This window comes from Pseudomonas sp. GW456-L13 (assembly GCF_017350115.1).
Taxonomy (GTDB): domain Bacteria; phylum Pseudomonadota; class Gammaproteobacteria; order Pseudomonadales; family Pseudomonadaceae; genus Aquipseudomonas; species Aquipseudomonas jessenii.
This window is the reverse complement of record NZ_JACNAS010000001.1, coordinates 42,489-56,531: the sequence shown is the minus strand read 5'-3', so window position 1 is coordinate 56,531 and position 14,043 is coordinate 42,489. Positions and strand designations below refer to the sequence as shown.

Below are 14,043 nucleotides of genomic sequence, written 5' to 3'. Positions count from 1 at the left end.
GCAGTCCGTGCCGACCCGGCATCATCAAGCTAGGGGCCCGTAATCGGGCAGGATCCCGTCGGTGTGCCGAACGCTGTGCGCACGATCCACGGCACCGATTCAATGTCTTCGGTGCCGTCATTGAAGAAATACTGAATCTTCAGGCGACCTACACGAGTTGGGTTTTCGTCGTAAAGCGGCAGGATATGTTTATCGTACGGCTGCACTAGAAACGTGAATCCCGTCACCGGGAACCCGGTGGTACCGAGCGTAAAGTCGGCCTCGAACTCCGCGCCGATAATCGGATCCTCGGCGGAGCCCAGGTTGCCTCTCATGGGTGTGACGATGACACTGATCTTGTCCCCCGACACAAGCAAACCGGTCAGGTCCGGTATATCGGCCTTGAGCGATCCATCGGGTTCCAGAGCGCTACAACGCGGGAGGCCATCGGCAACGGGAATGGTGGGAAAACTCGCACGGGGCAGTTCTACTGCAATCGCATTGACCACGACATTCGTTGTTGGCGAGTACAGATCGTTCACCAGGCCCGGCGCGCTCACCCGGTAGTGGACGGGCACCGGATTACCGTTGCCGCCTTTCTTGATGTACGACCAGGGAATGTCGACCTGGTAAGGACCGCCCGGCACATGCTCGGGATCGGCATCGTCAAATTTGACCTGAGCCTCGACCACACGCTCGCCGTTCCAGTAAAAGTCGATGATGTGGCCATTCTTCGCGTCGCTGTACCAATCGAAGTGGTAGGTGGCGTCCTTGTCCTTATCGGCCCGGGTCAGTTCATTGGTCCGGCTCGCATCGAAGTTCTTGACTTCACCTTCGAGCAGGCCCGGGTGGATCGGGTTGGGCCAGTCTACCGGCGGCCATGGGTCGGGCCATGGCACAGCCACCTCAAAGTTGACGTCAAAGTCGTCACCCACTGGACCGAACAAGCGTCCCTGGCGAACAACGTGGTAGCTTACCCGCGTTGATTTCACCCCGGTCGTCGTCTGTCCATAGTCTTCAAGCATCAGGTTGTTGGGCAACACCTGTATTTCAATATCTGAGGGTGGAACGCTTCCCAGATCGTGGTCGCCCAAGACCTGAGCTCCCCCACTGCAAACGAATGCGATCCCCGCCTTTGGCGTTGTCAAACCTGAAGAGCCATGCACTCACACCGTGAGCAACATGCTGCATGTTCAAGGGGCCGGGGTTGGCTTGCGGCACACGCGGCGCGAACAAGTTGGTGGGCAACGGGCCGAACGTGAGGCTGAGTTTTTTGTAAAGCGCCGGCGGGCTATCGTTGAACGCTTTATCGCGCAAGGCATAGGTAACCAGCACCTTGGCATCGCCAAACGCGCGGATCTTGTCTGCGTCAATGTCGACTTTGCTATCGGTGACGCCCGGTGCGGGCGCCGGCCCGACATAAATCGGGGGGTAGTGGTGGGGTCTTCCGGGATGTTGTCTTCATCAACCAGGTACACGGCAATTACATCAGTGGCTTGCCAATCCCCGTAGCCAGGGATGGTCATGGACAATTTGCCACCGCCCGGCAGCAACACATCGTCGAGGTAGTCCCCTGCAAATACCGGCGCCTTTGGCGCATCGTGTTTATAAGGCGGCAGTCGATCGCAAATGACCGTGGTGATAAACGAGTCAAATTCGTCCCCCGCAAAATCAAACAGTTTGTAGCGCAGGTGGCACGTCGCGTAATCCGGCAGCGCATTGGTCGGGATTAACATGTCAAACGGGAAGGTTTCGGGATACGTGCCACCATCGGTTGGCATCGTGAACACATGAGAGGCTACTGTTGAAAAGGTGCCTGAACCAGGGTCAATCTGCAGTTCGACTGTTTCTTCCATACCAACGAATGGCGCCTTGTTTTCCCACTCCGGGACTTTGACCTTGAGCCCGCCATTGTCCTTCAGTCTTGGCCCATGGAGGAGCTTGGTTGCGGGGTCCGCAAAAGCGCCCGAAGCAATAATCAACTCCATGTCGGCAAGCTTTGCCCGATACTTGGAGCGCATTTTCAGATAGGCGCTGTTCGCTTCCTGTTGCGCCCGGATGTCCTGATCGATCGACATGCTCTTACCCTCCTGTCACGCCATTTGAGCCATAGGCAGCGCTACGGCTGATCCATAGGTCAACAGCGTGGGCGTTGCGGGCAAGCCAAAAAATGGTCCAGCGCAGCAAGCCAAACTGACCTTGGGCGGATTAAACGCTCATGAAAAGAAAAGCGATACTGTCAAAGTTGACAGGTGGGTACCGATTCCCTGCGCAGGAAGGATGGGGGGCGCAGGGTTTAAAACGGTGAAGAAGAGCTCAAGGCCGCGACGAAACAATCAGGCCCGCCGCCCTTCAAGCATGTTCGTCACACACATCACGATACGTCGGCAGGCGTCCGCCAGCTTCGGCCGATCCACCACCAGACCGATGCGAATATGCCCCGCCGCACTCGGCCCGAAGGCTTCGCCGGCCAGCACCGACACGCCATAACCGTCCAGCAGCCGTTCGGCAAAATGCTGGGCGGACAACCCGGTCTGGCGCACGTCGACCATCACGAACATGCCGCCATCGGGGCGAATCGCCTGGATGCCAGGGCACAGATTCAAACTGGCACACACCAGGTCGCGACGCTGGCGATATTCCTCACGCATCTGCGCCACGTGCGGCAGGTTTTCATCCAGCGCCAATTGCGCGGCGTTCTGGATGAAATCCGGAATGCCGAACAGCATGCACAACGACAGATTCACCAAATGTTCACACAGCGATTGCGGCCCGATCACCCAACCCACCCGCCAGCCACTCATGGCGTGGGATTTCGACAGGCTGTTGATCGTCGCCGTGCGTTCGGCCATGCCCGGCAAACTCGCGGGGCTGATGTGTTCGCCCTCGAACAGCAGCTCGCTGTACACCTCGTCGCTGATCAACCACAGGTCATGGCGAATGCACAATGCGGCCAGCGCTTTCCAGGCCGTCAGCGGCAGGCTGGCGCCGGAGGGGTTGTTCGGGCTGTTGAGCAACATCGCGCGGGTGTTCGGCGTGATCAGTGCCGCGACATCGGCCGGATCGACCCGAAAGCCGTTCTGCGAGCGCACCGGCACCGGCACCACTTTCGCCCCGCAGGCACCGAACACGCCTTCGTAGGTCACGTACATCGGCTCGGCGACGAGCACTTCGTCCCCCGGGTCGAGCAGGCACTGCGCAACCGAATACACCGCGCATTGCGCCCCGGGGAATACGATCACGTGCTGCGCATCCACGGCCTGACCGCTGCGCCGACGATGATGGCGGGCGATGCTGTCGCGCAGGCCTTGGCTGCCGCGCACCGCCGGGTAGTGCGTGTCGCCGGCCAGCAAACTGCCAATCGCGGCCTGGACGATGGGTTGCGGGGTGTCGAAATCCGGGTCGCCGATCGATAGCAGCAAGACATCGACACCCTGCTCGCGCAGCGCCAGCGCTCGATCGTGAATCTGCCAGGCCGCGGCTCCGTCACCGGCGATTCGTTGGGTCAAGGCTGAGTAGCGCATGGCGTTCTCCTGTCGCGCGTATTCCTGGCCACAACCCTATCTCAAATCGCGCAACACGGCACCTCGCGAGCGCGTGTTTAATGGTGTTTAAGGTTACTTCATGAAAGCCACAGGACCTTGCGCCGTTGCCTACGCTTACGCCAGAATCCGCCGGCTTGTGCGCCTGGGGGGCCATCGGTAACTTGATTCGCGTCACTGCTCATCAGTGATCGGGTTTGGTCGCCCAGTGGTTTTCTAGTGAAGTGCATAGGCGCTATCAGTCAGGCATTCCCATGTCTGCACTCGATGGTAGCTGTGCGCAGGACGCCTTCGGGCGCGCCGGTTTACTAGATCCCCGGTCTGCTAACCTGCATACAGCTGCCTCCTCTTTCGTTTAGCAGCAAAAGGGATGGCACTCCATATAAGGATCTAGTTGATGTTCAAGGTCACACCAAACCCGCCGGGCACCGATCCGGTTTCCCCGTACGAGCCCGATTCAAAAAAACTCAACGAAGCCGCCGAACGCGCCCTCGCCTTTCACTTCCCCTCGATCGCCGATATCAAAGCCACGCCGCGTACTCCCGGCACACTGTTCACCGTGAACCCAGAAGCCACGACCGAAACCCTAATGGTTTACCTGGTGGAAACGCTGGCCTCAGTCGACGTGATGGTTCACCAGTTGGTGGATCATCTGGACGGCGGATCGCGCAATGCGCTGCTGGGGATTTCCAACAGCGTGATGCTGGCGGAGATCGCGGCGAACCGGGTGCTGGATCAGATTGATCCGCCTGAATAGTCCGCCAACACTCAAAAAACCTGTGGGAGCGAGCTTGCTCGCGATAGCGGTATGTCAGTCAGCATTGATGTCGCTGACACACCGTCATCGCGAGCAAGCTCGCTCCCACAGGGATTGGGGTGTTCGAAAGGTCAGCGACTGGCCAGCCGCCAAACCCGCGCCACATCGGTCGCCCGCTCACGCAACAAGCGCGGCGCTTCGGCACAAGCCTGCTCCAGGGTCATCGGCCCGCTCGCCAGGGCAAACGCAGCGTCGATACCGTGCTCGTACAGTGCCTGATAGCCCTCGCCCAACGTGCCAGCGATGACAATGACCGGCACGCCGTGTTCCCGGGCGACCCGCGCCACGCCAAACGGCGTCTTGCCGCGCAGGGTTTGCGCATCGAAACGTCCTTCACCGGTGATCACCAGATCGGCGCCTGCAACGGCGTCGGCCAGCCCCACCAGTTCGGCAACCACCTCGACCCCGGCCGTAAATTGCGCACCGAGAAAGGCCTTGGCGGCAAACCCCAGGCCGCCCGCCGCGCCACTGCCCGGCTCGTCGCGCACGTCGTTGTTCAAGGCTCGCGCGCAGTGGTCGGCAAAGTGCCCCAGGGCGCGGTCCAGTTGCTCGACCTGCACGGGCGAGGCGCCTTTTTGCGGGCCGAAAATCGCCGAGGCACCGTGGGGGCCGCACAGCGGGTTGTTGACGTCGGCGGCGATGTCGAAGCGCACCTGGGCCAGGCGCGGATCAATCTCGCTCAGGTCGACGCGGGCCAATTGCCCAAGGGCGAGGCCGCCCGGTGACAGGGTCTGCCCCTGGGCGTCGAGCAATTTCACGCCCAAGGCCTGCATGGCACCGGCGCCACCGTCATTGGTCGCACTGCCGCCAATCGCCAGGATCACCCGTTGCGCACCGGCATCCAGCGCGGCGCGGATCAATTGCCCGGTCCCGAAGGTGCTGCTGATGCACGCATCCCGTTGCGCCACCGGGACCAACTGCAAACCGCTGGCTTCGGCCATTTCGATGATCGCGGTGTGGCTCTGGGGCAACCAGCCCCAGGCGGCTTCCACCGTGGCCCCCAGCGGCCCGCGAACCAAGGTGCGGCGCTGCTGGCCTTCGCACGCGGCCAGGATCGACTCGACAGTCCCTTCCCCGCCGTCGGCCATCGGGCATTTGATCAGTTGGGCATCAGGCCAGACCTGCGCCAATCCCAATGCAATGGCATCGGCCACGCCTTGGGCGCTGAGGCTGTCCTTGAACGAATCGGGGGCGATCACGATTTTCATGGGAATTCTCCAGTTCCAATGCCCACATGCTGCCAGCCGCCATGAACAATAACGCCGGGCCGCTGCACAAGCGGTGTTGAGGATTATTGTTCATTTCCACAAAACCCGAGGCAGACGTTTCACCTGTAGGAGCGAGCTTGCTCGCGATGGAGGATAACGATGACGCGGGAAATCAGACTTACCGTGGCGTCCTCTGGTTTTTCGCGAGCAAGCTCGCTCCTACAAGGGGATTTTGTCGCTCACGAAATTGAGTCTGACTCGGGCAGCAGTTGCACCCCCAGATACAACGCGAGCATGCCATCGAGACGCAGTGGATCAACTCCGCTGAGTTCGGCAATCCGCTCCATGCGATACCGCAGGCTGTTGCGATGGATGCCCAGTGCATCGGCGCAGGCCTGGCTCTGGCCGTCGTGTTCGCACCAACTGCGCAGGGTGGCCAGCAACTGGCCGTTGCTGTCTTTGGCAATGACCTTGCGCAGCGGATTGAGCAATTCGTCGAGGGCGTCGTCGTTGCGGTGGCGCCAGAGCATCACCGGCAGCCGATAGCGGTTGAGCGTCAGCAATCGGGAGCGCGGCAGCACTTCGCGCCCGTAGGCCAGCAAGTCACCGACCCGGCGATAGCAGCGACGCAATCCGGAAAGTCCATCGGCCTGCCCACCCACGGCAATGCGCAGGATGTTCCAGCCCAGGCCGTCGAGCTTGTCCAGCAAGCGCTCGTTCTCGACCGTCTGGCTCGCCGGCCGGCACCAGAGCAACGAGGTTTTGGCCGAACTCACGCACCAACTGTCCGGATGACGGCTCGTCAACCAGGCACTCAGTGCCTCGACGGTTTGTCCTGGTGCGTGTTCCAGGCCCAGTTCGAACAAGTACGGCACTCGAGTCATTTGTGGTTTGAGGCCCAACTGCTGCGCTTCATCGACCAGTCGTGGAGAATCCCCGGCTTCGCTCAGAAGCAGCGCCAGCAAGTCATCGCAGCGCTGGCGCCGCCATTGCTGTTCGGCCTGCTGGTTGCGCTGGCCCACCAGCATTTCGGCGGTCATGCGCACCAGCTCGGCGTAGGTGCGCAGTTGCTCGGGTTCGCCGGTGATGCCCAGCACGCCGATCAAGCGCTGGTCGAGCATCAATGGCAGGTTGATCCCCGGTTGTACGCCCTTGAGATGAATCGCCGTCTGCGCATCGATCTCCACCACCCGGCCATTGGCCAATACCAGTTGCGCGCCTTCATGCCGGGTGTTGACCCGCTCCGGTTCGCCGCTGCCCAGGATCAAGCCCTGGCTGTCCATGACGTTGACGTTGTACGGCAGGATAGCCATCGCCCGGTCGACGATGTCCTGGGCCAGGTCGTGATCGAGTTCGAACATGCAAGTGATCCTTGAAGACAGTGATGGAACGGGTTGTTCACCCGCACAGGCCTTGGTTGCAAACCCTGTGCTCAGGCACAAAGACAGCCACCCTGAGGGTGGTCGAGACTCTCTGGGCGATCAACGTTACCCTTTGCATCGCAAAAAATCATAATAAAGAGAGAGCCGCCATGACACAGAGCGCCGTAGCGTCCCAGGCCATCGCTGACGATAAAAACGCCGTCTACAAGCGCATCACCCTGCGTTTGATCCCCTTCATTTTCATCTGCTACCTGTTCAACTACCTCGACCGGGTAAACGTTGGATTTGCCAAACTGCAAATGCTCGACGCGCTGAAGTTCAGCGAAACCGTGTACGGCCTCGGCGCCGGCATCTTCTTTATCGGTTACGTGCTGTGCGGCGTGCCAAGCAACCTGGCCCTGACCAAATTCGGCCCGCGACGCTGGATCGCACTGATGATGATCGCCTGGGGCACGCTGTCGACCTGCCTGCTGTTCGTCACCACGCCGACCGAGTTCTATACCCTGCGCCTGTTCACCGGCGCGGCCGAAGCCGGGTTCTTCCCGGGCGTGGTGCTGTACCTCTCGCAGTGGTTCCCGACCTTCCGCCGTGGCCGCATCATGGCCTTGTTCATGTCGGCGATCCCGGTATCCGGCCTGCTCGGCAGCCCGTTCTCCGGGTGGATTCTCAACCACTTCGCCGCCGGCCAGGGCGGTCTCGCCGGCTGGCAGTGGATGTTCCTGCTGCAAGGCATTCCCACCGTCATCCTGGGTGCGCTGGCTTACTTCCTGCTCAGCGACAGCTACGCCAATGCCAAGTGGCTCACGCCATTCGAGCGCTCGGTACTCGAAGCCGACCACGCGCAAGATCTGGCCAACAAACCGAAAACCACGACCGATTCGCTGCTGGCGGTGTTCAAGAACCCGGCGATCTGGGCCTTCGGCCTGATCTATTTCTGCATCCAGAGTGGCGTCTATGCGATCAACTTCTGGCTGCCGTCGATCATCAAGAACCTGGGCTTCAGCGATAACCTGGTGATCGGCTGGTTGAGCGCGATTCCGTATCTGCTCGCCGCCGTATTCATGCTAATGGTTGGCCGTTCAGCCGACCTGCGCAAAGAACGCCGCTGGCATTTGGTGGTGCCGATGCTGATGGGGGCGCTGGGGCTGCTGATCGCGGTGAACTTCGCCGCCAACCCGGCCATCGCGATTCTTGGTCTGACCATCGCCACCATGGGCGCCCTCACCGGCCTGCCAATGTTCTGGCCGGTGCCGACTGCCCTGCTGAGTGCCGGCGCTGCCGCCGGTGGCCTGGCGCTGATCAACTCGATGGGGCAGATGGCCGGTTTCCTCAGCCCGTACCTGGTGGGTTGGGTCAAGGACAGCACCGGCTCGACCGATGCGGCGCTGTACCTGCTGGCGGGTGTGATTGTCTGCGGCAGCTTGCTGGCGTTGCGCATGACCCGAACCCTGCGCACCTGATCAACACAAATCCCCTGTGGGAGCGGGCTTGCTCGCGAACGCGGTGTATCAGACGACATTTATGTTGACTAGCACTGCGCCTTCGCGAGCAAGCCCGCTCCCACATTCGATCTGCGGTGTTCGATATTTCTGTTTGATCCATGCGACTGTTCTGGTATCTGATTGAGCCTTTCCCACTGGTAAAAGGATTTGCTCATGAGCTACCGCACGCTGGGTCATTCGGGTCTGCAGGTGTCCACCCTGACCCTGGGCACCATGATGTTCGGCGAACAGACCAGCACCGAAGATTCCCTGCGGATCATCGACAAGGCCTGGGACCAGGGTATCAATTTCATCGACACCGCCGACGTCTACACCAACGGCCGTTCCGAGGAAATCGTCGGTGAGGCCATCGCCAGCCGCCGCCATGAATGGGTGCTGGCCACCAAGGTCGGCTTCGGTCCCGTGGACGGTGTTCCCAACCGCAGCGGCCTGAGCCGCAAGCACCTGTTCAACGGCATCGATGCCAGCCTGACGCGCCTGGGCACCGACTACCTCGACATCTATTACCTGCACCGCGAAGACCACAATACGCCGCTGGAGGTCACGGTATCGGCCATCGGTGACTTGATCCGCCAAGGGAAAATCCGTTACTGGGGCCTGTCCAACTACCGTGGCTGGCGCATCGCCGAAGTCATTCGCGTCGCCGACAAACTGGGCGTTGACCGGCCGGTGATCAGCCAGCCGCTGTACAACATCGTCAACCGCCAGGCAGAAACCGAGCAGATCACGGCGGCGCAAAGCTACGGGCTTGGCGTGGTGCCCTACAGCCCGCTGGCGCGCGGGGTGCTCAGTGGCAAATACGCACCGGATGTGAAACCTGATGCCAACAGCCGTGCCGGACGCCAGGACAAACGCATCCTGGAAACCGAATGGCGCGTCGAATCCCTGCGCATCGCCCAGCAAATCCAGCAATACACCCAGCAGCGCGGCGTCGGCATCGTCGAGTTCGCGATTGCCTGGGTGCTGAACAACAGCGCCGTGACCTCGGCCATTGTCGGGCCGCGCACGGAAGAACAATGGGACGCCTACACTAAGGCGCAGGCGGTGAAGATCACGGCCGAGGATGAGGCGTTCATCGATTCGCTGGTGACACCGGGGCATGCGTCGACACCGGGGTTCAATGATGTGAGCCACTTTGTATCCGGCCGCAGACCGTTTAACTGAAGAAACATAAGCCACTGTAGGAGCGAGCTTGCTCGCGATGGTGGTCAACGATAACGCGGGGAGCCTGCCTGCCCGCGGTGTCTGGTCGTTCATCGCGAGCAAGCTCGCTCCTACAGGGTGGATGTTGGAAATATTGATCATCCGGACAATATTCAGCACAAAAACCACGTATCCTCCGCCCCCCGTTTCACCTTCAACCTCGCGAGGACAGCTTGTCTAAAGGTATCGCTCTATCGGTTTCAGCCTCGGTGCTGTTTGCCGTCATGTACTACTACACATCGCTGCTCAGCCCCTTGAGCGGCGTGGAAATCTTCGGTTGGCGCATGCTGCTGACCGTCCCGTGCATGACCGTGTTCATGGTGGTGTCCGGGGAGTGGAAGCGCGTGCTGGAGATCGTTCGGCGCGCCATGGCCAATCCGAAACTGATGGGCGCGCTGATCGCCTCCTCTGCCCTGCTCGGCGTGCAATTGTGGCTGTTCATGTGGGCACCGTTGAACGGCTACAGCCTCGACGTATCGCTCGGCTATTTCCTGCTGCCGCTGACCATGGTCTTGACCGGTCGCCTGGCCTACGGCGAGCGCCTGTCCTATCTGCAAAAAGTCGCGGTGGTGTTCGCCTGCCTGGGGGTGGTCAACGAGGTGTATCAGGTCGGTGGTTTTTCCTGGGCGACCTTGCTGGTCTGCGTGGGTTATCCGGCTTACTTCGTCCTGCGCAAACGACTGGCGGCGGACAATCTCGGTGGCTTATGGCTGGACATGGCATTGACGCTGCCGGTGGCAGTCTGGTTCGTCCAGAGCGGCGCGCAAGGTTTTGGTGTGTTTGAACAGCATCCATGGTTATCGCTGCTGATCCCGATGCTCGGCGTGATCAGCGCATCGGCACTGGTGGTCTATATCATTGCCAGCCGCCTGCTGCCATTCAGCCTGTTCGGCTTGTTGAGCTATGTCGAACCGGTGTTGTTGCTGGGCGTGGCGTTGCTGCTGGGAGAAAGCATCAAGGCCGGGGAATGGCTGACCTACATCCCGATCTGGATGGCCGTGCTGGTGCTGGTGTTTGAAGGGTTCAAGCATCTGGTGCGGCAGCGCAGACCTTAAGCACACGCAAAACAAAATGTGGGAGCGGGCTTGCTCGCGAATGCGGTGTGTCAGTCACTATTCAAGTAGCCTGATACGACGCCTTCGCGAGCAAGCCCGCTCCCACAGTTTTATCGGTGTAACGGCTTAGTCGGTGGAGAGAACACCACGACGCACCTGGTCACGCTCGATGGATTCGAACAGCGCCTTGAAGTTGCCTTCGCCGAAACCGTCGTCGCCCTTGCGCTGGATGAACTCAAAGAACACCGGCCCCATCAGGGTTTCCGAGAAGATCTGCAGCAGCAGACGCTTGTCGCCCGACTCGGACGAACCGTCCAGCAAAATGCCCCGCGCCTGCAGTTGGTCCACCGGCTCGCCGTGGTTCGGCAAACGCCCTTCAAGCATTTCGTAGTAGGTCTCTGGCGGCGCGGTCATGAAGCGCATGCCGATGCTTTTCAGGTGGTCCCAGGTCTTGATCAGGTCATCGGACAGGAACGCAACGTGCTGGATGCCCTCGCCGTTGAACTGCATCAGGAACTCTTCGATCTGCCCGGCGCCCTTGGACGACTCTTCGTTCAGCGGGATGCGGATCATGCCATCGGGTGCGGTCATGGCCTTGGAGGTCAGGCCGGTGTATTCGCCCTTGATATCGAAGTAGCGGATTTCGCGGAAGTTGAACAGCTTCTCGTAGAAGTTGGCCCAATAGGCCATGCGACCGCGATACACGTTGTGGGTCAGGTGATCGATGATCTTCAGGCCGGCACCGACCGGATGGCGGTCGACGCCTTCGATGAATACGAAGTCGATGTCATAGATCGAGCTGCCTTCGCCGAAACGATCGATCAGGTACAGCGGTGCGCCGCCGATGCCTTTGATCGCCGGCAGGTTCAGTTCCATCGGGCCGGTTTCGATGTGGATCGGCTGGGCGCCGAGTTCCAGGGCACGCTTGTAGGCTTTTTGCGAATCCTTGACGCGAAACGCCATGCCGCACACCGACGGACCATGCTCGGCCGCGAAATACGAAGCCACGCTGTGGGGTTCGTTGTTGAGGATCAGGTTGATCGCGCCCTGGCGATACAGGTGCACGTCCTTGGAACGGTGGGTCGCCACCTTGGTGAAGCCCATGATCTCGAAGATCGGCTCCAGGGTGTTCGGGGTCGGCGATGCGAGCTCGATGAATTCAAAGCCCATCAGGCCCATTGGGTTTTCGTATAAATCTGCCATGGTCGGCGCCTCATCATTTTTTTATCAATTAACAAAGGTTAGTTGTAAGCAATGCTGAGACCGGTGGGTGGCGCACAGGAGATGCCCCGCACACTGCGGGCGAGAAAGTCACCGTAGATCAGTTGAAACCCGAATATCTTCATTTTCGACCCAAGGCTCTTGCGGGCGAGGCTTCTGCTGCCAGAAGACGATTATTATTGTATGCGTAACCCGATTCTACACAGCGTAAATCAGTTTGTCCGCCTTCTGTATCAAATCCCCTTTTTCCATGCCCGCGCAAGCGGTTTGTTGCAGAGGAAAATCCCCGCCAGTATCAGCCCGCCACCCAGGCACATGGCCAGCGTCAGCGGCTCATCCAGCAGCAGCGCGCCAAGGATCACCGCCGTCAACGGGTTCAAGGCAATGAACACCCCGGAACGGGTCGCGCCGATTTTGCGAATGCCGTCGTAGTATCCGATGTACGCCAGCGCCGACCCCAGCACGCCCAGGTACAAAAGGCTCAACCATTGCTGCGCACCCAGCTGGGCGATCGCGGCGACACTCACCTCGCCGCGCACGATGCAGGTCATCCAGAGCATGACGGTGCCCAGCAGGATCGAATAGGTCACCGTTTGCACCGGGCCCAGGGTGTGATTCAGCTCTTTGGAGAACAGCGAGTAGACACCCCAGCCGAGGACGCAGCCGAAAATCAGCAAATCGCCGAGCCAGACATCGGCACCGCCGGCCAGTAGTTGCGGGTCGCGACTGACGATCACCATGCTCGCGCCCGCCACGCAGATCGCAATGCCGACGACTTTCGCCCGATTCAAACGCTCCTTGAACAGCAACCAGGAAGCCAGGCCGATCACCGCCGGATTCAGCGCCACGATCAAGGATGCCCGTGAAGCGTTGATGTAATGCAGGCCATAAAAGAAGCACAGGTTGTAAAAAAATATCCCGAAAAAGCCAAGCAATGACAATTGCAGCCATTGCCGGGGGCTGGGTCGGACCAGCGGTGTGCGTGCCATGCGTATAAACAGCAGCAACGCCACGCTGGCCAGCAGAAACCGCAGGCTGGCAGCCAGTAGTGGGCTGAGGCCAGCGGCCAGATAGCGTCCGGCAACGAAGGTGCCACCCCACACCATGGTGACCGCCGCCAGTTTCAGATACACCGGAAGATCCGATGGTTTTGACAGGCTTTGCTCGCAGATCGTCATAGATTCCAGGACCGGATGTCGGAGAGATGCCGTATCATTCGGTTAATACCCAGTCATCGTAAAATGAGCAAACACTCATGACCCTTACTCAACTGGAGATTTTCTCCCTCGTGGCCGAACTCCACGGCTTCACGGCAGCGGCCAATCGCTTGGGTATTTCCCAATCGGCGGTGTCCCATGCCTTGAAGTCTCTGGAGTTGGAGTTGGGTGTCGAACTGCTGCGCCGGCATCAATCTCAGGTCGAACTGAGCGACATTGGCCAGCAGTTGTTGCTGCGCGCCCGGGCGATGCTCGGCCTGGCCAACACCCTGCGCCAGGAAGCGGCCGATGCCAGGGGCATGAAACGCGGTACGCTGCGAATCGGCTCCTTCGGCCCGACTTCATCGATCAAATTGCTGCCGTTGATTCTGCAGCAGTACCGCGCCGCCCATCCCGGCATCGAGGTGCATATCGACGAGGGCCCCGACCGTCAGGTACTCCAGTGGCTGGAGGAACGACGGATCGACATTGGCTTTGTGGTATTGCCCGAGGAGCGTTTCGACACGGTTGCGCTGATCGAAGACCAGATGGTCGCGCTGCTGCCCGCCGACCATCCGCTGGCGGCTCACGACAGCCTGAGCCTGAAGGATCTGTGCGACTTCCCGTTCGTGCTGACCGAGGCCGGTTCCTCGGAGCTGGTTTCACGTCTGTTCACCGTGGCCCGACTGACGCCCAATATCCGTTATCGCTGCTCGCAGTTGATCAGCACCCTGGATGTCGTCGCTCGTGGCGACGGGGTGACGGTGGTTGCCGAAGGTTCATTGCCTAATCAGATTGACCGCCGCTGCGTGAAAAAACCGCTGTCGCCGGCGGTGTTGCGCCAGGTCGGCCTGGCGGTGCTCGATCGACGCCAGGCATCACCCGCGACGCTGGCCTTTATCAGGCTGGCCGAAAGCCTTGATTTGCGTTGAGCGGCA

At 60.3% G+C, this 14,043-nt stretch carries 12 protein-coding genes; 5 read left to right on the top strand and 7 right to left on the bottom strand.

Annotated features, from left to right (window positions below):
• Positions 1-29: 29 nt before the first annotated feature.
• From J4D25_RS00275 to J4D25_RS00265, 3 genes are all read right to left on the bottom strand, one after another.
• A complete protein-coding gene (locus J4D25_RS00275) occupies positions 30-1,073 on the bottom strand; it encodes a hypothetical protein (RefSeq protein ID WP_131726864.1) in 1,044 nt (347 codons plus the stop codon).
• A 99-nt stretch (positions 1,074-1,172) separates the two neighbouring features.
• Positions 1,173-2,057, bottom strand: coding sequence for a hypothetical protein (locus tag J4D25_RS00270; RefSeq protein WP_057714679.1), 885 nt, complete (start codon positions 2,055-2,057; stop codon positions 1,173-1,175).
• A gap of 258 nt (positions 2,058-2,315) precedes the next feature.
• Positions 2,316-3,503 (bottom strand): pyridoxal phosphate-dependent aminotransferase, encoded by a 1,188-nt coding sequence (locus J4D25_RS00265; protein ID WP_057714678.1) that lies wholly within the window; start codon positions 3,501-3,503, stop codon positions 2,316-2,318.
• A 415-nt stretch (positions 3,504-3,918) separates the two neighbouring features.
• On the opposite strand from J4D25_RS00265, the gene J4D25_RS00260 reads away from it, so the two are divergent.
• Positions 3,919-4,278, top strand: a complete 360-nt coding sequence (locus J4D25_RS00260; protein WP_057714677.1) for a DUF6124 family protein — start codon at positions 3,919-3,921, stop codon at positions 4,276-4,278.
• Between the two features lie 131 nt (positions 4,279-4,409).
• On the opposite strand, the gene J4D25_RS00255 is transcribed toward J4D25_RS00260, so the two are convergent.
• Together J4D25_RS00255 and J4D25_RS00250 are read right to left on the bottom strand one after the other, a co-directional pair.
• A complete protein-coding gene (locus tag J4D25_RS00255) occupies positions 4,410-5,546 on the bottom strand; it encodes a glycerate kinase (RefSeq protein WP_057714676.1) in 1,137 nt (378 codons plus the stop codon).
• A gap of 239 nt (positions 5,547-5,785) precedes the next feature.
• Positions 5,786-6,907, bottom strand: coding sequence for a sugar diacid recognition domain-containing protein (locus J4D25_RS00250; RefSeq protein WP_057714675.1), 1,122 nt, complete (start codon positions 6,905-6,907; stop codon positions 5,786-5,788).
• A gap of 170 nt (positions 6,908-7,077) precedes the next feature.
• Here J4D25_RS00250 and J4D25_RS00245 point away from each other — a divergent pair, with 170 nt between their 5' ends.
• From J4D25_RS00245 to rarD, 3 genes are all read left to right on the top strand, one after another.
• Positions 7,078-8,388 (top strand): MFS transporter, encoded by a 1,311-nt coding sequence (locus tag J4D25_RS00245; RefSeq protein ID WP_057714674.1) that lies wholly within the window; start codon positions 7,078-7,080, stop codon positions 8,386-8,388.
• A gap of 195 nt (positions 8,389-8,583) precedes the next feature.
• Positions 8,584-9,594, top strand: a complete 1,011-nt coding sequence (locus tag J4D25_RS00240; RefSeq protein ID WP_057714673.1) for an aldo/keto reductase — start codon at positions 8,584-8,586, stop codon at positions 9,592-9,594.
• A 212-nt stretch (positions 9,595-9,806) separates the two neighbouring features.
• The gene (gene rarD, locus J4D25_RS00235; protein ID WP_057714672.1) at positions 9,807-10,688 is read left to right on the top strand and encodes an EamA family transporter RarD; all 882 of its coding nucleotides are present in this window, start codon (positions 9,807-9,809) and stop codon (positions 10,686-10,688) included.
• 126 nt (positions 10,689-10,814) lie between these two features.
• Here rarD and hppD read toward each other — a convergent pair whose 3' ends face one another.
• Together hppD and J4D25_RS00225 are read right to left on the bottom strand one after the other, a co-directional pair.
• Positions 10,815-11,891, bottom strand: coding sequence for a 4-hydroxyphenylpyruvate dioxygenase (gene hppD / locus J4D25_RS00230; protein ID WP_057714671.1), 1,077 nt, complete (start codon positions 11,889-11,891; stop codon positions 10,815-10,817).
• Positions 11,892-12,142: 251 nt separating this feature from the next.
• Positions 12,143-13,087: a DMT family transporter gene (locus J4D25_RS00225; RefSeq protein ID WP_057714670.1), complete on the bottom strand. Its 945-nt coding sequence runs from the start codon at positions 13,085-13,087 to the stop codon at positions 12,143-12,145.
• Between the two features lie 77 nt (positions 13,088-13,164).
• Between J4D25_RS00225 and J4D25_RS00220 the strand changes: the two genes are divergently transcribed.
• The gene (locus tag J4D25_RS00220) at positions 13,165-14,037 is read left to right on the top strand and encodes a LysR family transcriptional regulator (protein ID WP_057714669.1); all 873 of its coding nucleotides are present in this window, start codon (positions 13,165-13,167) and stop codon (positions 14,035-14,037) included.
• Positions 14,038-14,043: the final 6 nt, after the last annotated feature.

What these genes read in the sequence shown, in the direction of transcription:
- J4D25_RS00270 (WP_057714679.1), bottom strand. Translation starts at nt 2,057, where the DNA reads ATGTCGATCGATCAGGACATCCGGGCGCAACAGGAAGCGAACAGCGCC.
- J4D25_RS00265 (WP_057714678.1), bottom strand. Translation starts at nt 3,503, where the DNA reads ATGCGCTACTCAGCCTTGACCCAACGAATCGCCGGTGACGGAGCCGCG.
- J4D25_RS00260 (WP_057714677.1), top strand. Translation starts at nt 3,919, where the DNA reads ATGTTCAAGGTCACACCAAACCCGCCGGGCACCGATCCGGTTTCCCCG.
- J4D25_RS00255 (WP_057714676.1), bottom strand. Translation starts at nt 5,546, where the DNA reads ATGAAAATCGTGATCGCCCCCGATTCGTTCAAGGACAGCCTCAGCGCC.
- J4D25_RS00250 (WP_057714675.1), bottom strand. Translation starts at nt 6,907, where the DNA reads ATGTTCGAACTCGATCACGACCTGGCCCAGGACATCGTCGACCGGGCG.
- J4D25_RS00245 (WP_057714674.1), top strand. Translation starts at nt 7,078, where the DNA reads ATGACACAGAGCGCCGTAGCGTCCCAGGCCATCGCTGACGATAAAAAC.
- J4D25_RS00240 (WP_057714673.1), top strand. Translation starts at nt 8,584, where the DNA reads ATGAGCTACCGCACGCTGGGTCATTCGGGTCTGCAGGTGTCCACCCTG.
- hppD (WP_057714671.1), bottom strand. Translation starts at nt 11,891, where the DNA reads ATGGCAGATTTATACGAAAACCCAATGGGCCTGATGGGCTTTGAATTC.
- J4D25_RS00225 (WP_057714670.1), bottom strand. Translation starts at nt 13,087, where the DNA reads ATGACGATCTGCGAGCAAAGCCTGTCAAAACCATCGGATCTTCCGGTG.
- J4D25_RS00220 (WP_057714669.1), top strand. Translation starts at nt 13,165, where the DNA reads ATGACCCTTACTCAACTGGAGATTTTCTCCCTCGTGGCCGAACTCCAC.